The organism is Treponema denticola (genome assembly GCF_024181605.1).
GTDB lineage: Bacteria > Spirochaetota > Spirochaetia > Treponematales > Treponemataceae > Treponema_B > Treponema_B denticola_B.
Window position 1 is genome coordinate 312,197 of the sequence record NZ_CP054477.1, and the last position, 20,014, is coordinate 332,210.

Genomic DNA, 20,014 nt, shown 5'->3' on the forward strand with positions numbered 1-20,014 from the left:
TAAACGGTTTTGGAGGCTTTTTCAATTAGTCCAATCTTATTTAAATTGTTTATAGCTTATTGAAGGATCGTAGAGGCCTGATCTTTTTTCACCTTTAATGGACGGAATCGTTAAAATAATATCCGGTTCCACCCAGTTGGGATTGTTTGCATCAGGGAGTTTATCCTTGTTAGCCTCGTACAGCTTGCGCCACATAAAGGGATTTCCATATACTTCCTTTTTGGCTGCTATATTCCACAAACAGTCCCTTTCTCCTCTCCATGTTCTTATTCTATATTGAGCAGGGAGCTCTGCAAGGCCTGTGTTATCCTTTCCTTTAACTACTGAAAGAGCATCCATTACCCTTTGAGCACATACGACTGCTACATCGTAGTTTTCGTTATCAAAGGCTATGCTTCCTGCGTTTAAGGCTTCTTCGGCAGTCTTATAAGCATCGGGGTATTTTTCTTCAGCTCCGTTTGCCTTTGCCCAAGTGAATCTGGTACGTGCCTTGTTCATTTCCTGTTCAGCTTCGGTTTTAGCCAGCATTCTTTGAATAAAATCCGTTGACTGCTGTGCATAGCTTTCTGCAAGTTTGGAGTACTCTATGGCTGCTTCGTAATCCCCTTCATCATAGGCCTTTGCTGCAAGTTCCGTATAAGCCCTGCTTTTTCTTTGATATTCGTTATCATCATATGATACGGCAAAAAGAGGTATTAAAACCAGTAAAAATATTAAAATTGTGATAATCTTTTTCATTATTTGCCTCCTTCTGCTGTTGTTTGATTGTTGTCTGTGTTTTCAGATTCATCGTCCTGTGTATTTATGTTTTCAACAGGTGCTTCTGTCTGAGGGGTAGAAAGATCTTGCAAATCAAGGTCTCCTTCGGTAAAGCCTTCTCCGCCTTGGGTCAAAGGAGCTTCCTTATCGGCTTCTAAGGCCAGATCCGAGCTTTCCTGCTGCCGTTTTGCAGCCTCAGCCATAGCTCTTTCGGCCTCTGCCCGTTTTAAAGAAACTTCTACATATAGTTTGGCAAAAAGTTTTGCGGCTTCATCATACGCCATGTAGGCTTCCCTATAATCGGCCATATCGGCCGCCGATTTTCCGCGGTTATATGTTCTGACGGCATTGTTATATTCTTCCTTTCTGCTTCTTGCAACCTTGATCGAATCACAGTCATCTTTACACTCTTTTGCGGTGTCTTTTGCTGTTTTTGCAAATTCAAAGTAACCCTTATTTGCAACTTTTTTATAAAGCTTTAAAGCGTCTTCCGAAGATTCTTTTGCCATCTTATAGTCTAAGGGGTAATGATCTATGGTGTTGATTGAAAACCTTTCGGCATCGGCATAGTCTGACGGGGAATATGCTGCAAAACCGTTAGCTTCTATTTCGGTTCGTAAAGCTGCTGAACTCATCAAATTTGAAAGAGTTTCATATTTGATGACGGCTTCATCGTATTTTGCTATAGCTTCTTTTAAATTCCCTGTTTCGGCAGCTGTGTCGGCCGTTTGTTTAACGTCATCCGCAGCATTAAAAAAATCGGGATATGCTTCGTCTGCACCCAGCTCTACAGCCTTTTTTCTCGCCTTGTTTACCTTTCCGTTTTCTCCTTGGAAAAGCTTAAGCTCGGCAAGCAGGGGATCCTGCTTAACAGCTTCCTGTTTAGGATCTTTTTTTTCTACGTCCGTAGTCTTTGCTTCTTCGACTTTCGGCTCAGGCGGAATATCCTGTGCTTTTTGTTTTGATGCGCATGATGCAAATAAAAGCGGCACAAGGATAGCCATCAAAATAAGTAATTTATAATTTCTCTTCATTAAATACCTCCCATTTGATATTAATTAATAATACTCTTTTTTTCCTCTTTTTTCAAGCTGTAATTTTTTTTTCTATACATATTTAAAAAATTACTATTGATTACAAAAAAAAACTATAAGAATTATAGAGAGGTATATATGAAAAATATAATTTTACAAAAAAACAACGAAGATTACGGAGCTGCATGTATTGCAAATATATGCAGGCATTATGGGAAGCCGATCGATATAGTCAAGATAAGAAGGCTGCTTCAAAACGGTGCAAAGGAAAGTTCCGGACTCGGCATTATTCATGCTGCCGAAACCTTGGGGTTTTCATGCAGAGGGGCTGTTTCTGAATCAAAAGAAATTCCAAAAAACATTCCCATGCCCTTTATTGCTCATGCTGTAAGGGGGAGCGATAACCAATATCTTGCCGTTTATAAATCGGATTCAAACTATGTTTATTTGGCGGATCCTTATGAAGGATATAAAAAAATAAACATAGAGATTTTTCAAAGAAATTGGACAGGAGTCTTTTTTATACTTTTGCCACAGCCGAATTTTTCCGAAAAAAGTGCGTCATCAAAAGGCTTAACCAGATTTTTGCCTATTCTAAAATCGCACAAAAAGATATGCGCAGAAATTTTAATTGCGAGCGTTATTTTGTCTTTTTTGGGCATTATTAGTGCGTTTTATTTTAGGTTTTTGATTGATGAAGTGCTAAGTTCCAATTTAAGAGAGACTCTTACCGGTTTTTCGGTAGGTTTTTTGGGCGTAATTATTTTTAGAAGCCTTTTGGGCTTGGCCAGAAATCAGCTGCTGATGAGTATGAGTTATAAGATTGATACGGTTTTGGTGTATCGATATTTTGAGCATATTCTTCATCTGCCGATGCGCTTTTTTACCGGAAAAAAGACCGGAGAGCTTGTTGCAAGGATGAACGATACGGTTACGATAAGGCAGGTTATTTCCGCTACGGCCTTGACCGTTGTTTTAGACTCCTTGATGCTTATTTTCGGAGCAATCTTTTTAATTTCCCTCGGTTCCAACTTACTTGTTGCAGCCCTTGTGCCTGTGGTGGTAAGTTCGGTTTTGGTATGGCTTTATGCAAAGCCTTATCAAAAAATGATAAGAGCCAGGGCATCCGCCGAGGCCGAAAAGCACTCCTGTATTGTTGAAAGCCTGAACGGAATAGCCACAATCAAGGCCTTGGGTGCCGAATCTAAAGCCCTCGAAAGAGCCGAGTTTAAAATCGTACATGCTATCCGGAAGGGTATCAAACTTGCATCTTTTTCAAATTATCAAAACAGTCTCCAAAATTTTATAGGAAGATGCGGAACCTTGGCTATTTATTGGCTTGGAAGCTTAAATATCTTAAACGGTTCAATGTCTTTAGGCCAATTAATTTCCTTTGTTATCCTTTCAGGGTATTTTTTGGATCCTCTTGCAAGGCTTTTAACCCTTCAGCCCCAGCTTCAAGAGGCCTATGTTGCAGCAGAAAGGCTTGCCGAAATCTTTGATGAAAAAACCGAAGAAGATTTGGATGATGGGAAAATCGAATCGAATGGTTTTGCAGGTAAAATTGATATAAAGAATTTATCCTTCGGCTATGATATTCACTCAAAGAATTTGAAGAACATAAATTTAAGTATAAATCCCGGGGAAAGGGTCGCTTTTGTAGGCGGTTCAGGTTCAGGCAAGACCACCCTTGCAAAGCTTTTGATGAAATTTTATTCTGCACAGGAAGGAGATATTTTTGTAGACGATATAAATCTAAAAGACCTAAAAAACGATTCTTACCGTAAGCAAATAGGCTATGTTCCTCAGGATATTCTATTGTTTTCAGGTACGATAGCGGAAAATATAAATTGGAGTTCGGGAAACGGTGATCCTAGGCGGATGATGACCGCTGCCGAGGTTTCAGGTGCTGCTTCATTTATCGAGTCTATGCCTAATAGGTTCAATACCCTTGTCGGTGAACAAGGCACAACCCTTTCAGGAGGAGAAAGGCAGCGTATAGCTATTGCACGTATTCTTCTGCACAATCCCTCTATGCTGATTTTGGATGAGGCTACTTCAGCTTTGGACGGAATTTCGGAAGCGGAAGTTTTGAGTACCCTCAAAGAAATCAGTGCAGGCCGTACATCAATAATCATTGCTCACAGGTTAAGCGCTATCAAGGATTGCGATAAAATCTTCGTGTTTGATAAGGGCGAAATAGCCGAGGCTGGAACACATGCAGACTTGCTCGAAAAAGACGGGGTTTATTCAAGATTATGGGAAACACAAAATACGGAGGAGGTTGTAGCATGAAATCCATCTTATATGTTGAAGATTTAACTTATACCGGCGAGGTGCTTCAAGAGCAAAAAACCGGGGTTTTCAGTTCCGTAATTTCAATTATCTGCCTTCTGGCTATTTGTACCGCTGTTTGGCTTATTTTGGGACAAAAGGAAGAAGTTGTAAGGGCTTCAGGAATGGTACGGCCTATCGAAAATCTTTCCTTTGTAAAAGCCTTTACGGCAGGGAAGATACAAAATATTCACTTTACCTCAGGCCAATATGTCGAAAAAGGGACTGTTCTTTTAAACATTGACGATACGGTTGCTCAAAAGGAAAGGCAAAACCTTGAAGATCTGATGCTAAAAATCGAACAAAAAATTAAAGATATTGAAGCTTGTATTGAAAGTGCGGAAAAAAACTTAATGCTTGTTCCATTTGAAAGAAAAATAGCTTATAAGCGGATGGAAAATTACTTTTCGGGAAAAATAAATTTGGAAAAAGCTCTGGAGCTAAACTCCAAGGCTCTTAAAGAAGAAAAAGCTCTTCCCGGCTTTAGTTTGGCAAGTAAAAAACTTGAGCTTCTCAATTTAAATGTTGAAAAAAGTAAAAGAGACTTGGATCAGTATAAAAATTCTTTTTTTCATTCTCTTCTGAACGAAAAAGAAGCCTTAGAGCTTCAAAAAGAAAATTTAAGTAATTCCCTTTTTAAAATAGAAGAAAGTTTAAAATTTTTTACTGTCTATGCTCCGATTTCGGGCGAGGTGCAGGAAATTTCATCCCTTAACTGCGGGGATAATGTTTTTAGCGGCCAGGAAATATTAAAGATTGTGCCTTCTTCAAGTGAAAACATTAGGGTTGTGCTAAAACTGCCTTCTTCAAAAGCCGGACTTGTAAAAGAAGCTATGAAGGTTCGTTTAAAATTTCCTGCCTTTCCACACCACGAATTCGGCAGTCTTGACGGGCAGGTAGAAACCATCCTTCCCGATGTTTTTTTGGGAGCAAAAAGTTCCGAATATGCCGTCTTTGTAAAATTAAATGGTAATACCTTGCCGGACAAAAAGGGTATGGCTCATTTTTTAAAAGTCGGATTGGATGCCGAGGCATCAATAATCACCGAAACAGGGTCTATCCTGTCATTTATACTAAAAAGATTGGAGGTAAAATGAAAAAGTTTGTATTAAATATAATTTTTAGTCTTATTTTATTTTATGTTCATGCTGAAACAAAAACGCAAGTCGGGATAAACGAGTTTTTTGACAAGTTAAATCCCCTAATCGAAAAAAGTCAACAATATAAAAAAATGGAATTGAGTTTTAAGCTGAATGAGATGAGTCTGCTTTCGGAATTTGCAAGCTGGATGCCTTTTCCATATCTTGATTTAAATACTTCCGTTTCAGGTGCGAAGAACGATAAGCACTATAACGGTCTTGATATTGCTGCATCCTTAGGGATCAGTCAAAAGCTTCCTCTGGGAATGAACCTTAATCTTACAAGTAAGCAATCATGCGGAATTTTTTTCGACCATAAACCGGACTATTCCTATAAATTCAGCTCTTCTGCCGGCTTAAGTGTTCCGCTTTGGTTTATGGCTCCTTCTGCCTTGCCTGATTTTATAAAGCAGGATTTCGGTCTTTATCAAAAGAAAAGGCGGCTTTCCATGCTCGAAAGAGATAAGAATAAAAAAGCCTTGATTATTAAAATGATTTCGGCGATAGGCTCGGAAAAAATCTTAAAGAAAAAGATAGAACTCCTGAAAAATGTACAAAGTTGGAACATCGAAGAAAAAGAGAAAAACGAAATTTTGTTTTCGCAAGGAAAGCTTTCCGTCTTGGATTTTTCTGAAAAGAACAAAAAGATTCGGCAAGAGGAAATTTTACTGTTTCAAACCGAACAAAGCTATGAAGTTCTTATGGGCGAAATAGAAGCTATGGGTTTAAGCTTTAGTGATTTAAACGAGGATATTGATTCTTGGCTTGATTTTTTTGAAAAATTTGCCTTTTATCTTCAAAGAGAAGCATCGGCCGGGGATGAGTTAAAACTTTTACAGCATGAGATTTCGTGGATGCAGTCGGCTAGAAATTTTAATAATAGTATTCCAAAGTTTTTTTTCTCTTTCGGTGCTGATGTGCTTCCTTCGAAAGGCTCTTATCAGTCTTTTCCGGCTGCCTTTACGGGCTATTGGAAGGATAATCCTAGGCTTAAATGGTCGGTATCCATAAATTTAAGGATAAATCTTTCTCCATTGCATGATGATTTTAGGCTGAATAAAAACTTTACAATTTTAAAAGAAATCAACTCTTTGGATGAGGCTTTTTTAAGACACAGCCTTGAAGAAGAAAAAAACAAAGGATTAAAAAATATAGAAAAATCTCTGTTTACATCCGAAATATCAAAGTCCGCCCTTGAAATTCAAAAAAAGTACTTTACCCTTGCCGCAGAGCTCTATAAGCAGGGAAAAAACAGTATTCACGAATTAGATGCTGCAAAAAACCTCTTAAAAGAAACCGAAATAAATTATTATGTTGAAAGGTTTTCTCATATTTTGAACGTTTTGCAGATTTATAACTTTTAAAGGTGCCGGAATTTTTAAGTTTATTCGTGCGGAGGGGTTAATACCCCGACTCTTGCGTCGGGGTTGTTGATTCTTTAAAATCAGGCATTCTTTCTTTATTTAGGAATGTCTGATTTTATTTCTAATTTCGCTAAAATTCCATGTCAAGCTATTGACAAAAAATACTCGATTTGATAAAATGCTTGAACCTATTTTGTTGGTATTTTGCTCCTGTAGCTCAGTCGGCAGAGCACAACCATGGTAAGGTTGGGGTCAGCAGTTCAATTCTGCTCGGGAGCTTTTCGGAAACAATGACCTAGAATTTTGCGGAGGGTAAAGTAATGGCTAAAAAGACAGCTGTAGAGCTCATAGCTCTTCAATGCAGCGAATGTAAGAGAAGAAATTATACTACATCTAAGAACAGAAAAAATGTTCAGGGTAAGCTTGAATTGATGAAGTATTGTTCTTTTGATCGCAAGCATACATTGCATAAGGAAACAAAGATAAAGTAGTCGAATAAGTCCGTGCCGGTAGGCTGCGGGCTTCAATTAGGTCAGTAGCTCCAATGGTAGAGCGTCGGTCTCCAAAACCGAATGTTGAGGGTTCGAGTCCTTCCTGGCCTGTAATTTTAAAAAACGAGGTTTTTATGGCTAAAATTGGAACTTTTTGGAAAGAATGTATAGGCGAGCTTAGAAAAGTTGTCTGGCCTACAGCTTCTGAAGTAGGGTCTTCAGTAAAAGTAGTGTTGATTTCTACCCTCATTGTAGCTGTTTTTCTCGGCGGTCTTGATGCTTTCTTTATAGCTTGTGTGGGTTGGATATTTTAAGTAATGGCTAAGGCTTGGTACATTCTTCATACCTATTCGGGATATGAGAATAAAATTGAAAGAACAATACGTACTCTGATAGAAAAAGGGCTTATTTCTGCAGATTTCGTTACAGATGTAAAGATACCTGAAGAACTTGTAATTGAAAATAAGGGCGGAAAAAAACGCAATGTTAAACGCAAGTTTCTTCCCGGTTATATGCTGGTAGAAATGAATCTTCCCGATCTCGGCTGGAAAAGTGTTTGCTCCGAAATCCGTAAAATTCAAGGTGTTACAGGCTTCTTGGGAACAGCGGGAAATGAAAAACCTCAGCCTATTTCTCCCGATGAAGCTAAAGAAATCCTACAAAAAACAGGGGAAATTAAGGGCGACAAGAATATCCGAGTTATTCAGAATTTCAGTGAAGGACAGCATGTTAAAATCATCGAAGGCGCTTTTGCCTCGTTTACCGGCGTTATCGATGAAGTTATGGCAGATAAAAATAAGTTAAGAGTTATGGTAGCGATCTTCGGCCGTACTACACCGGTCGAAGTCGAAATGTCTCAAGCCGAAATCATTTAAATTTTAAAAAAGGTGCGGTGCTTGGCATCGGCACTTTAATTGTATATTACGGGAGGAGGAAATACCTCCGTTTGTACCGGAAGGAGAGAAGATGGCAAAGAAAAAGGTTGTGACACAGATTAAACTTCAGTGTCCCGCAGGAAAAGCAACTCCTGCGCCGCCTGTAGGCCCGGCTCTAGGTCCGCACGGTGTAAGTGCGCCTCAGTTTGTACAGCAGTTTAATGACCGTACAAAGTCCATGGAGCCCGGTTTGGTTATCCCCGTTGTTATTACGGTATATGCCGATAAGAGTTTTACTTTTATCCTCAAAACACCGCCGGCATCGGTTTTAATCAAAAAAGCCTGTAAGATTGAAAAAGGTTCTGCCACATCGGTTACTGCAAAAGTTGGGAAACTTTCAAAGGCCGCATTGGAAGAAATCGCAAAAACAAAGATGCCCGATATCAATGCAAACGACATTGAAGCTGCAAAGAAAATAATTGCAGGAACTGCACGAAGTATGGGTGTAGAGGTGGAGCGCTAGTATGAAACACGGAAAAAATTACAAAAATGCACTTGCAAAGTATGATTCTGCAGCATCCTACGAGCTTCCCAAAGCTGTTGATATTGTCAAAGAGCTTAAATACGCCAAATTCGATGAAACAGTTGAAGTTCATGTAAGTTTGACCCTTGGTAAGGGACAGAGCGTTAGAGATACCCTTGTTCTCCCCCATCAGTTTAGGGGTGAAAAAAAGGTTTTGGTTTTTTGTACGGACGATAGAGTAAAAGAAGCTCTTGACGCAGGAGCTGCTTATGCCGGTTCTACGGAGTATATCGAAAAGGTAAAGGGCGGCTGGCTCGATTTTGACATTGCCGTTGCTACCCCCGATATGATGAAGGATGTAGGACGTTTAGGTATGGTGCTCGGCCGCAGAGGCTTAATGCCTAACCCCAAGACAGGAACGGTTACCACGGATATTGCAAGCGCTATAAACGAGCTTAAAAAAGGCCGTGTAGAATTCCGTGCCGATAAGGGCGGAGTTGTTCATCTCCCTGTTGGAAAGGTTTCTATGGATTCTTCCAAGATTGTGGAAAACGTACAGGCTCTTATCAACGAAACGATGAGAAAAAAGCCTGCCGATGCAAAGGGTGACTATATCAGATCCGTATCGATTAGTTCGACAATGGGCCCCGGTGTTTGGGTTGATTATAAGGTAGGAGAGTAAAAATGGCATTAAGAACAAAAAATCCGAATCGCCAAAAAACCGAAGCGATTGAAAGCATCAAAAACGATGTAAAAGCCTCCTCCGCTTTTATTTTTACCGAGTACAGAGGCTTAAAGGTTGAGCAAATCACTGAGCTCCGCAAAAAGCTCAGAGAAAATGCTTGCACATACAAGGTTGTACGCAATAATTTCGCACGCATTGCTTTTGAAGATGCCGATATTAAGGATGTAGATTCTTGGTTAACAGGACCTACAGCCTTGGCTATGATTGCAGAAGATGCAAACCTTGCTGCTAAGACCTTGTTTGAATATGCAAAAGATGCCCCCGCTCTTGTAATTAAGGGTGCGGTAGTTGACGGTGAAATTTATGATGCCAAACAAATCGAGGCATTTTCAAAGCTTCCCGGCAAAAAAGATCTTATTGCAATGTTTATGTCTACAGTCAATGCTACAACTTCCAAGTTTGTACGCACCTTACAGGCGATTGTGGATAAGGGCGGTGCCCAAGGTGCAGCTCCCGCAGAAGCAAAAGCTGAAGCTCCTGCTTCAGAGGAAAAAGCGGCTGATACGCCGGCCGAACAGCCTGCAGAGTCTGCTCCCGAAGCGGCTCCCGAGGCTTAAAACAAGCTTTCGGATATTTCCGAAAGAAGTTAAGCAGTCAGGCTTCAAAAGCTGACCCCCTGTCTGCTTAAGGTGCTTAAAAAGCACAAAAATTTAATTTTTAAGGAGAAGATAATATGGCAGCATTAACAAATGAACAAATTATTGAAGCAATCGGCGAAAAAACGATTCTCGAACTTTCCGAGCTTATCAAGGCCATGGAAGAAAAATTCGGTGTAACAGCCGCTGCTCCCGTTGCAGTAGTTGCAGGCGGAGCTGCAGGAGGCGGAGCCTCTGAAGAAGAGAAAACAGAATTCACTGTTACTCTTAAAGGACTTTCCGATCCCGGTAAAAAGATCGGTGTTATTAAAGAAGTTCGAAACGTTGTTCCCGGCCTCGGCTTGAAAGAAGCTAAAGAGCTCGTTGAAGGAGCTCCGAAAGTCCTTAAAGAAGATGTTTCTAAAGAAGAAGCAGCCAAAATTAAGGAAGCTATTACAGCCGCCGGCGGTGAAGTTGAAATTGCTTAATGAGCAAAATACCGGCTTTATGCCGGACCTTGTTGTGCTTCTTCTAAAAAGAAGCACAACAGCATAGACAATGAATTTTCTCTAAGACTTCCTGTATGAATTCTCAGGAAGTCTTTTTGTGATTAAATATAGACTTGGGGGGTAATGGATGTTTGCAAGAGGTCAAAAAATAGATCGAAGGTATTACGGTAAGGATGTTCCGAATTTTATGGAGCTTCCTAATCTCATCGATATTCAGATTCAATCTTACAATAAATTTTTAAACAAAGAAAAAAAGACAGATGAGACCGAGATTGAGGGCTTAGAATCGGTATTCCATACAACTTTTCCTATCGAAAGTACAAATGAAGACATGGCTTTGCAATATCTATCCTATTCTCTCGATTATGATAGTATTAAATTTTCTGAAATTGAATGCAAACAAAAGGGACTTACTTATTCCGTTCCTTTAAAAGCCGAAATAGACTTATTTTTTAAAGAAACTAAGGAAATTCGCCGCAAAAACATCTACATGGGCGATATTCCTCTGATGACGGAAAGAGGAACCTTTATTATCAACGGAGCGGAAAGGGTTGTAGTTTCTCAGATTCACCGTTCTCCGGGTGTAATCTTTTCGCATGAAAAGGGTGTTTACTCAAGCCGCATTATTCCCTACCGAGGAACATGGCTTGAATTTGAAATAGATCAGAAAAAAGAGCTTATTTATGCAAAGCTTGATAGTAAAAAGCGAATTTTAGGTACGATATTTTTGCGCGCTCTCGGATATGACACAAGAGAAAAAATTATCGACCTTTTCTATAAAACAAAGACAGCAAAAATATCTCCGGATAGGACTGAGTACGAAGAGTTAATCGGTCAGGTACTGGCCAGAGATGTCTTTGTAAAGGGTGAAGACGGCGAAAAGCGTAAGATGCATCAAGCCGGCGAAAAAATTCATCCACACAACATCGACGATTTAATCCAAAGCGGAGTTAAAAAGATAACGATAATCGACTTTAAGGGAAAAGACTCTTTGGATTCTCAGATTATTATCAACTGTTTTGAAAGGGAAGAAATCAAGTATACTCCCGATCCGGCCGTAAACGATGAGCCGACAGTTGAAGATGCTTTAAACGCAGTCTACAGCGTTATCCGTCCCGGAGATCCTATTACCTACGAAAATGCAAAAGAAGACCTGCATAATATGTTCTTTACGGCTCGCCGGTATGATATAGGTAAAGTCGGCCGATATAAATTAAACAAAAAATTCGACTACCCGGATGAGGTGCAAGGTACAACCTTAATTGAAGAAGATATATTTAAGACCATGAAATTTTTGATCAAGGTTTACATAGGTGAAGAAAGCATTGACGATATCGACCACTTAGGAAACAGGCGAATTAGGTCAGTCGGCGAAATTATGACCGATGTTCTAAAAAAAGCCTTTTCCAGAATGGAACGTATTGCCCGTGACAGGATGAGTTCTAAGGAAATGGATACCATCAAGCCTCAGGACTTAATTTCCATTAAGCCCATAGTTGCGGCTATTAAAGAATTCTTCGGAGCAAGCCAGTTGTCCCAGTTTATGGATCAGGTAAACCCCTTGGCCGAACTTACTCATAAGCGCCGTCTTAATGCCTTAGGCCCCGGCGGTCTTTCGCGCGACAGGGCAGGCTTTGAGGTACGAGAAGTTCACTATACCCACTACGGAAGAATGTGCCCGATAGAAACCCCTGAAGGTCCGAACATCGGTCTTATCGTTTCTATGGCAAACTATGCCCGCGTAAATGAATACGGCTTTTTGGAAGCTCCCTATGTAAAGGTTGTAAACGGGGTTGCTACCCGCGAAATCGAGTACTTGTCTGCAATGGATGAAGACAAGTATTTTATCGGACAGGTTTCTTCCGCTATCGGAAAGGACGGAAAGATCAATACGGATCAAGTTTCGTGCCGAAAACTTGGAGACTATACTTCAATAAGCCCGAAAGATATTCAGTACATGGATGTTTCGCCTAAACAGATTATATCCGTTTCGGCTTCTCTAATTCCCTTCCTTGAACATGACGACGCTAACCGTGCCCTCATGGGCTCTAACATGCAGCGTCAGGCTGTTCCTTTAGTTTTCCCCGAACCTCCGCGAGTCGGAACCGGTATGGAAAAAAAGTGCGCCTATGATTCGGGCGTTTTGGTTAAGGCAAAAAGATCGGGAAAGGTTGAGTTTGTTTCTTCCGATACGATTATCATAGCCCCCGAAAAGGGAAAAAATAAAGAAGACAAGGACGAATATACTCTCTTAAAATATCAAAGGACGAACCAAGAAACCTGTTACCATCAGCGCCCCATCGTCAATGTAGGCGATACGGTCAAGGCAGGCCAGCCCATAGCTGACGGTCCTGCAACCTATAACGGAGAATTGGCCCTAGGCCGAAATATCCTCGTAGGATTCGTTCCTTGGAACGGTTATAACTATGAAGACGCTATCTTAATTTCACGCAGGGTCGTAAAAGAAGATATGTTCACTTCTATCCATATAAAAGAGCTTTCAACCGATGTTCGGGAAACAAAGCTGGGTGCCGAAAAGATGACCTGCGATATTCCGAATAAGTCCGAAAAGAGCTTGGACGACCTCGACAGCGAAGGTATTATCCGCATCGGCTCTAAGGTAAAGCCCGGAGATATCCTTGTCGGAAAGGTTACTCCTAAAAGCGAAAGCGATACAACCCCCGAATTTAAGCTCCTTAATTCTATCTTCGGTGAAAAGGCTAAGGAAGTTCGGGATACATCTCTGCGTGTTCCCCACGGAACCGAGGGAACTGTTATCGATGTTCAGCGCTTAAAGAGGGATCAGGGAGATGACTTGAGCCCCGGTGTAGATGAAGTTGTAAAGGTCTTGATCGCTACAAAACGAAAACTTCGCGAGGGAGACAAGATGGCAGGACGCCACGGAAACAAGGGTCTTGTAGCCAGAATCCTCCCCGAAGAAGATATGCCCTACATGGAAGACGGAACACCTCTTGATATTTGTCTAAACCCGCTCGGTGTTCCTTCCCGAATGAATATCGGCCAGATTTTGGAATCGGAGCTGGGACTTGCAGGATTAAAATTGAATGAGTGGTACGAGTCTCCGGTTTTTGAGTCTCCCAGTATGGAACAGATTGAAGCGAAGCTTAAAGAAGCCGGCTATCCTACCAGCTCTAAGGTAAAACTCCGAGACGGCTTAACCGGCCGCCTCTTTGAAAACGAGGTATTTGTCGGGGTTATCTACTTCTTAAAGCTGGCTCACTTGGTAGACGACAAGATGCACGCCCGATCAACAGGCCCCTATTCTCTTGTTACCCAGCAGCCCTTGGGCGGTAAGGCTCAATTCGGCGGTCAGCGCTTGGGAGAAATGGAAGTTTGGGCACTTGAGGCTTACGGTGCAGCCAACACCTTGCAGGAGCTTATCACAATCAAGTCCGACGATATGCACGGACGATCTAAAATATATGAATCCATCGTTAAGGGCGAGCCTTCAAGCTCTGCCGGTATCCCCGAATCCTTTAACGTATTGGTACAGGAATTAAGAGGTTTAGCTCTCGACTTTACAATCTATGATGCAAAGGGTCAGCAGATTCCTTTAACCGAAAGGGATGAAGAGCTAATTAAACGCGAAAAAACAAGTACTAACTTTTAACGGAAGTAAGGAGAGGGAGAGATTATGAGAGATATACAAGATTTTGACAGCTTGATGATAAAGCTTGCTTCACCCGACACTATAAGGGCTTGGTCCTATGGGGAAGTCAAAAAGCCTGAAACAATCAATTACCGAACCTTGCGTCCGGAGAGGGACGGTTTATTTTGCGAAAGAATATTCGGAACCACAAAGGAATGGGAATGTTTTTGCGGAAAGTTTAAATCAATCCGTTATAAGGGCGTTATCTGCGACCGCTGTGGTGTTGAGGTTACTCACTTTAAGGTACGCCGTGAACGCATGGGACACATAGAACTTGCAGCTCCCGTTTCTCATATTTGGTATTACCGCTCGGTACCTAGCCGAATGGGACTTTTGCTTAACTTACAGGTTGCAGCCCTGAGGTCTGTTTTGTACTATGAAAAATACATCGTTATAGATGCAAACGATACCGACTTGGAACCCATGCAGCTTTTAACCGAAGATGAGTACAGGGATGCTCACGAACGCTATGGAGCCGCCTTTACTGCAGGTATGGGAGCAGGGGCTATAAAAACCCTTCTTCAAAACATAAATTTAGATGAGCTTGCTGCCCAGCTTCGTGCTAAAATGATTGAAAAAGGTGCAAAAAGCGATCAACGCCTTTTGCGCAGAATCGAAATAGTCGAAAATTTCAGGGCATCGGGCAACAAACCCGAGTGGATGATTCTTGATGTTATTCCGGTTATTCCTCCGGATTTACGCCCCATGGTTCAGCTTGACGGAGGCCGCTTTGCAACATCCGACCTCAACGACTTATATCGAAGGGTTATTCACAGAAACAGCCGTTTGAGTAAGCTCATGGAGTTAAAGGCCCCCGATATTATTATCAGAAACGAAAAGCGAATGCTCCAAGAAGCGGTCGATGCCTTGTTTGATAACTCAAAGCGCAAAAAGGCTATTAAAGGAGCTTCAAACAGACCTCTAAAATCGATTTCCGATCTTTTAAAGGGAAAGCAGGGTAGATTCCGCCAAAACCTATTAGGTAAGCGTGTTGACTATTCAGGCCGATCCGTTATCGTTGTAGGCCCCGAGCTCAAGCTTTGGCAGTGCGGTCTGCCTACTAAGATGGCCTTGGAGCTGTTTAAACCTTTTATAATGAAAAAACTTGTTCAAAAGGAAGTTGTTTCCAATATTAAAAAGGCAAAGCTCCTTGTAGAACAGGAAGCTGCCGAAGTTTTTGCAGTCCTTGACGAGGTTGTAAGCGAGCATCCGGTTCTTTTAAACCGTGCTCCGACCCTTCACAGGCTCGGTATTCAGGCCTTTGAACCCGTTTTGGTAGAAGGAAAGGCTATCCGCCTTCATCCTCTTGTATGTAAGGCCTTTAACGCCGACTTTGACGGAGACCAGATGGCTATCCACGTTCCGCTCACTCAGGCGGCTCAAATGGAATGCTGGACTTTGATGCTTTCAGCCCGAAACCTTCTCGACCCTGCAAACGGAAAAACAATAGTTTTCCCGACACAGGATATGGTTCTGGGTCTTTACTATCTTACAAAAGAAAGAGCTCTGCCTGAGGGTAAAAAAGAGCGCCTTTATTCTTCCGTTGCAGAAGTTTTGATGGCCGCAGAATGTCATGCCGTAGGCTGGCAGGAACCCGTTTTAATCAACTATGAAACGGAACCCGGCAAGATTGAAACCGTAAGAACTACACCGGGAAGGATTTTATTTAATGAGGAAATGCCCGAAGGCGTTCCCTTTACAAATGATGCTTTAAACGATAAAAAAATACGAAAACTTATAGAAGATGTCTTTAAGGATAAGGGGCCGTGGCTGGCTGTTCAGCTTTTGGACAAGCTCAAGGCTGTCGGTTATAAGTATGCAACATATTTCGGCGCAACTTTGAGTATGGAAGACATGATTATTCCTCCTGAAAAGGCAGGAATGCTCGAAAAGGCCAACAAAGAGGTTTTGGAAATCTATAACCAGTATAAGGGCGGCCACATTACCCAAGAAGAGCGCTATAACCGTGTGGTTGACGTTTGGCAAAAGACAAACTCCAATCTTAAAGAGATTCTTATGAACCGTCTGCAAGAAGACAAGGGCGGATTTAACACAATTCACATGATGGCTACATCGGGTGCCCGAGGTAATAAGGATCAGATAAATCAGCTTGCCGGAATGCGAGGTCTTATGTCCAAGCCTACGGGAGACATTATCGAACTTCCGATTAGATCGAACTTTAAAGAAGGCTTAAATGTTATGGAATTCTTTATTTCGACTAACGGTGCCCGAAAAGGTTTGACCGATACGGCTCTTAAAACCTCTGACGCAGGTTACCTGACCCGCCGTCTTGTTGATATTGCTCAAAACGTAGTTGTAAACGAAGAAGACTGCGGTACCATTAACGGTATAGAATATGCCGCAATTAAACGCGGAGACGAAATCCGTGAGTCCTTGAGCGAGCGTATTGCCGGAAAATACACTCTGGAAAGGGTTATTCACCCCATTACGGGAGAGCTTCTCATAGATGTAAACGAGTATATTACGGATGAAACAGCTAAGAAGATAGAAGAAGCCGGTGTTGAAACCGTTAAGCTCCGCACCGTTTTAACCTGCGAATCCAAGCACGGTGTTTGTGTAAAATGTTACGGACGGGATCTTGCCCGAAACAGAATTGTCCGAATAGGGGAGGCTGTAGGTATTATCGCAGCCCAGTCCATCGGTCAGCCCGGTACACAGCTTACAATGCGTACCTTTCACGAGGGCGGTACGGCTTCTAAAAATGTTGAAGAAAACAGAATCGTGTTTAACGATTATTCTATCATCGTTCGCGGTATAAAAGGTTCTTATGTAACTCTTAAAAACGGACACTTCCTCTTTACAAGAAAAGGCGAGTTTACATTCAGCAGGGTATTGAATGAGTATGCTCTTAAAAAAGGCGAAACAGCCCTTGTAAGTACAGGCACAAGGGTAGTAAAGGGTAATCCTCTTTATACATTAAAGAACGGAAAGGAAGTGCTTTCGGAAAATATAGCCATTGCCGAAGTCAGAGATAATATTATCTATTTGACAGGTCAAGAGCAGACAATAGAGATAAGAAACGGTTCCGAGGTTGTAGTAAAAGAAAATGATGTTATAAAGGCCGGAGAAACGGTCGGTACCTTCGACCCCTTTGCCGATCCCATTTTGGCTGAATATGACGGCTTTGTCCGATTTGAAGATATTTTGCCCGGTACAACCTTAAAAGAAGAAGCCGATGAAGAAACGGGTGTTGTCGAAAAGCGAATAAGCGATGCTCACTTCGATAAGATGCAGCCCCGCATCTTTATCTCAGATGAATCGGGTAACACCGTAGGTGAGGACTCTTACTTCCTCCCCGGAGGTGCACAGCTCTTGGTTGAAGAAGGTCAGGAGATTAAGGCCGGTGCAATCCTTGCAAAGATAGCAAAAGAGTCGGTAAAGACTAAGGATATTACCGGAGGTCTTCCGCGAGTTTCGGAGCTTCTTGAAGCCCGCAGACCAAAGTCGCCTGCCGTTCTTGCCGCTATTGCCGGTGTAGTTACCATAAAGAAAGGCTTGCTCAAGGGCAAGAGAACTATTATGGTTCGTGACGAATACGGCCATGATGTAAAGCACTTGGTTCCTATAGGAAAGAGAATGCTTGTCCGTGACGGAGATACGGTAAAAGCCGGAGAACCCTTGTGTGACGGCAGCTTTGATCCGCACGATATTTTAAATATCCTCGGTGAAAATGCCCTTCAAAACTATTTGATGAAGGAAATCAAGGAAGTTTATGATGCTCAGGGTGTTACCATCAACGATAAACACGTAGGTATAATCGTACGTCAGATGCTCCGAAAGGTAAAGATTGTTTCGGTTGGAGATACCAAGTTTATCTTTGACCAGCAGATAGATAAATACCGCTTCCATGAGGAAAATAAGAGGGTTAAGGAAGAAGGAGGTCAGCCTGCCGTTGCCCGTCCTATGTTCCAAGGAATTACAAAGGCAGCTCTAAATATCGATTCCTTTATTTCGGCCGCTTCTTTCCAAGAAACCACGAAGGTTCTTACAAATGCCGCTATTGCAGGTTCATCGGATGAGCTTCGCGGTCTAAAGGAAAACGTAATTATCGGACATCTTATTCCTGCCGGAACAGGTATGAAGCAGTACCGCGACATTAAACTTTTCGATAAAAATAAGAGCGACTTGGATATTCAGATGAACGAAATTCTTGAACGCCGAAGGCTTGAAGCTGAAGCTGCTCAAGCTCTCGAAGAAAAAGAACTTATCGAAGAAGAAAGCTTTTTGGATGATCTCTAAAATATAGGGGGAGAGGGGAACTTGTTCAGACGCAAGTTTCCCTCTCCCCCTAAAACCCCCTCTCCCTTCAACGACTGCTTAGGGGCGCAGCCCCTAAGAACCCGCATTTTTACAAAGGTTTTGGTTTACTGTTTGGTTGAGATGAAAACAAAAGGATTGGGAAAAATTCAAAGGTTGGGAGGGGAAGGTGAAATTCCTACAGTAATTTTTTCCCTATTGACATTTGCTCATACTTGATAATATAATTTCATTGATTATAACTATTTCTTTTAATTTCTTAATTTAGGTGGTCTTGATTATGAAATTTATTAATAATAGCTTTACTAAAGCTTGGATGAACCGTAAGTATAAGCTGTGGATTCTTTTGTTTGGTGTGTTTTCTTTTTTAGTTGTATACATCAAATATTTGATAAAAAAAATTACTAAATCTTCTTCTGCAATGAATCAATATGCTGAGATTATTGCAAATGTAAATGAAGAACTTCAAAATACCAATACGATGGAAAATTTGTTAAAAGAATCTTATGAACAGGTAGTCCGTAAGAATGAGTATTTTAAGAAAGTTATGTCTGAAGCTGAGATATTAAAAGAAGCTGAAAAGAATGCAAAAAAAAGATACAATGAGTTATATTATGAGAAAATAGATTATCTTTGTGAACATAATTTAGTGAAGAAGATAACATTTTTAGATTTTTTTCTTGATACACTTAAAAATCCTGTATTCCTAATCCTTTCCATTATCATTTCTTTTCCAATGTACATGCTTCTCTATATATATACTAGACCAATTCAAAAGTATATTTTAGAAAGATTATTTATGATGGTGTTTGTAATTTTTGGAGTTACTTTTATGGTCTTTACTATACTGTATTTCTCTCCTATGGATCCTGCAGTAAATATTTTAGGTCAAACGGCAACTCCGGAACAAATTGAAGAGTTTAATAGAGTGTATGGGTTAAATGCATCATATTTTTCAAGACTATTTACAACTTTTAAATCTCTTGTAACTTTTGATTTGGGCATCACATATGTTGGAAATATGTCTGTTTCTACTGAAATTGCAACAAAATTCCCTATAACGTTGACTATAGCATTTTGCTCTGTTTTTATTGCAGTATTAATAGCTATACCGGCAGGAATTATGTCTGCTATAAAACAATATTCTTCTTTTGATTATACATTCATGTTTTTTGCATTGATAGGCTTATCTATACCTAATTTTTGGCTTGCCCTATTATTAATTTTGCAATTCTCTATAAAAATGAGCTGGCTTCCGGCAACATATATTGTGGGTAATTGGCAGTCTTTAATAATGCCTGCAGTAGTACTAGGTACTGGAATGAGCGCTACAGTTGCAAGAATGACCCGTTCATCTATGTTAGAGGTTAAGCATTCCGATTATATATTAACGGCAAGAGCAAAAGGTTTATCTCCCTATAGGGTAACAATAAAGCATATTTTAGGAAATGCAATGATACCGATTATAACGGTTATAGGGCTTCAATTTGGTGCTCTATTAGGCGGTTCAGCCGTTACCGAAAAAAGCTTTAATATACGCGGTCTTGGCAGTTTCATTGTTGATAGGCAGTTTATACCTGATGTTCCTGTTGTATTAGCAGGAGTCGTATATATTGCTGTTGTTATTAGTGTTGTGAATTTAATGGTTGATATACTATATGCAATGTTGGATCCTAGGATAAAATCAAAAATAAAAAATTCGTAAAATAATTATAGAC

Annotated in this window: 15 protein-coding genes and 2 tRNA genes; 15 read left to right on the forward strand and 2 right to left on the reverse strand. The window is 40.9% G+C overall.

Features of this window, described 5'->3' with window-relative positions; translation table 11 throughout:
* Positions 1 to 36: 36 nt before the first annotated feature.
* Both E4N80_RS01365 and E4N80_RS01370 read right to left on the reverse strand, forming a co-directional pair.
* Positions 37 to 738 carry a DUF4398 domain-containing protein gene (locus tag E4N80_RS01365; protein ID WP_253699827.1) on the reverse strand — a complete coding sequence of 234 codons (702 nt, stop codon included), beginning with the start codon at positions 736 to 738 and terminating at the stop codon, positions 37 to 39.
* Positions 738 to 1,793: a hypothetical protein gene (locus E4N80_RS01370; RefSeq protein ID WP_253699829.1), complete on the reverse strand. Its 1,056-nt coding sequence runs from the start codon at positions 1,791 to 1,793 to the stop codon at positions 738 to 740. Before E4N80_RS01370 ends, E4N80_RS01365 begins: the two co-directional genes overlap by 1 nt.
* Before the next feature lie 138 nt (positions 1,794 to 1,931).
* Between E4N80_RS01370 and E4N80_RS01375 the strand changes: the two genes are divergently transcribed.
* The 15 genes from E4N80_RS01375 (at position 1,932) to E4N80_RS01445 (ending at position 20,001) form a co-directional block, all read left to right on the forward strand.
* A complete protein-coding gene (locus E4N80_RS01375) occupies positions 1,932 to 4,088 on the forward strand; it encodes a peptidase domain-containing ABC transporter (protein ID WP_253699831.1) in 2,157 nt (718 codons plus the stop codon).
* Positions 4,085 to 5,224 (forward strand): HlyD family secretion protein, encoded by a 1,140-nt coding sequence (locus tag E4N80_RS01380; RefSeq protein ID WP_253699833.1) that lies wholly within the window; start codon positions 4,085 to 4,087, stop codon positions 5,222 to 5,224. The genes E4N80_RS01375 and E4N80_RS01380 overlap by 4 nt, the downstream gene beginning before the upstream one ends.
* Positions 5,221 to 6,630 carry a TolC family protein gene (locus E4N80_RS01385; RefSeq protein WP_253699834.1) on the forward strand — a complete coding sequence of 470 codons (1,410 nt, stop codon included), beginning with the start codon at positions 5,221 to 5,223 and terminating at the stop codon, positions 6,628 to 6,630. The genes E4N80_RS01380 and E4N80_RS01385 overlap by 4 nt, the downstream gene beginning before the upstream one ends.
* A 206-nt stretch (positions 6,631 to 6,836) precedes the next feature.
* Positions 6,837 to 6,909: transfer RNA gene (locus E4N80_RS01390), tRNA-Thr, on the forward strand.
* A 41-nt stretch (positions 6,910 to 6,950) separates the two neighbouring features.
* Positions 6,951 to 7,121: a 50S ribosomal protein L33 gene (gene rpmG, locus E4N80_RS01395; RefSeq protein WP_253699836.1), complete on the forward strand. Its 171-nt coding sequence runs from the start codon at positions 6,951 to 6,953 to the stop codon at positions 7,119 to 7,121.
* A 38-nt stretch (positions 7,122 to 7,159) separates the two neighbouring features.
* A tRNA-Trp gene (locus E4N80_RS01400) sits at positions 7,160 to 7,232 on the forward strand.
* 23 nt (positions 7,233 to 7,255) lie between these two features.
* On the forward strand, positions 7,256 to 7,435 hold the full coding sequence (gene secE / locus E4N80_RS01405; protein WP_002667596.1) for a preprotein translocase subunit SecE: 180 nt from the start codon (positions 7,256 to 7,258) through the stop codon (positions 7,433 to 7,435).
* 3 nt (positions 7,436 to 7,438) lie between these two features.
* Entirely contained in the window at positions 7,439 to 7,996 is a 558-nt protein-coding gene (nusG, locus tag E4N80_RS01410; RefSeq protein WP_253699838.1) for a transcription termination/antitermination protein NusG, read from the forward strand.
* Between the two features lie 91 nt (positions 7,997 to 8,087).
* A complete protein-coding gene (gene rplK, locus E4N80_RS01415) occupies positions 8,088 to 8,519 on the forward strand; it encodes a 50S ribosomal protein L11 (RefSeq protein ID WP_010695132.1) in 432 nt (143 codons plus the stop codon).
* 1 nt (position 8,520) lies between these two features.
* Positions 8,521 to 9,201 carry a 50S ribosomal protein L1 gene (rplA, locus tag E4N80_RS01420; RefSeq protein ID WP_002667601.1) on the forward strand — a complete coding sequence of 227 codons (681 nt, stop codon included), beginning with the start codon at positions 8,521 to 8,523 and terminating at the stop codon, positions 9,199 to 9,201.
* Between the two features lie 2 nt (positions 9,202 to 9,203).
* Complete coding sequence (gene rplJ / locus E4N80_RS01425; RefSeq protein WP_002680363.1) at positions 9,204 to 9,821, forward strand: 50S ribosomal protein L10; 618 nt, start codon at positions 9,204 to 9,206, stop codon at positions 9,819 to 9,821.
* Between the two features lie 116 nt (positions 9,822 to 9,937).
* The gene (rplL, locus tag E4N80_RS01430) at positions 9,938 to 10,327 is read left to right on the forward strand and encodes a 50S ribosomal protein L7/L12 (RefSeq protein WP_253699840.1); all 390 of its coding nucleotides are present in this window, start codon (positions 9,938 to 9,940) and stop codon (positions 10,325 to 10,327) included.
* 148 nt (positions 10,328 to 10,475) lie between these two features.
* The gene (gene rpoB, locus E4N80_RS01435; RefSeq protein WP_253699842.1) at positions 10,476 to 13,979 is read left to right on the forward strand and encodes a DNA-directed RNA polymerase subunit beta; all 3,504 of its coding nucleotides are present in this window, start codon (positions 10,476 to 10,478) and stop codon (positions 13,977 to 13,979) included.
* Positions 13,980 to 14,003: 24 nt separating this feature from the next.
* Positions 14,004 to 18,278: a DNA-directed RNA polymerase subunit beta' gene (gene rpoC / locus E4N80_RS01440; RefSeq protein WP_253699844.1), complete on the forward strand. Its 4,275-nt coding sequence runs from the start codon at positions 14,004 to 14,006 to the stop codon at positions 18,276 to 18,278.
* A gap of 298 nt (positions 18,279 to 18,576) precedes the next feature.
* Positions 18,577 to 20,001 (forward strand): ABC transporter permease subunit, encoded by a 1,425-nt coding sequence (locus tag E4N80_RS01445; RefSeq protein WP_253699845.1) that lies wholly within the window; start codon positions 18,577 to 18,579, stop codon positions 19,999 to 20,001.
* Positions 20,002 to 20,014 lie beyond the last annotated feature (13 nt).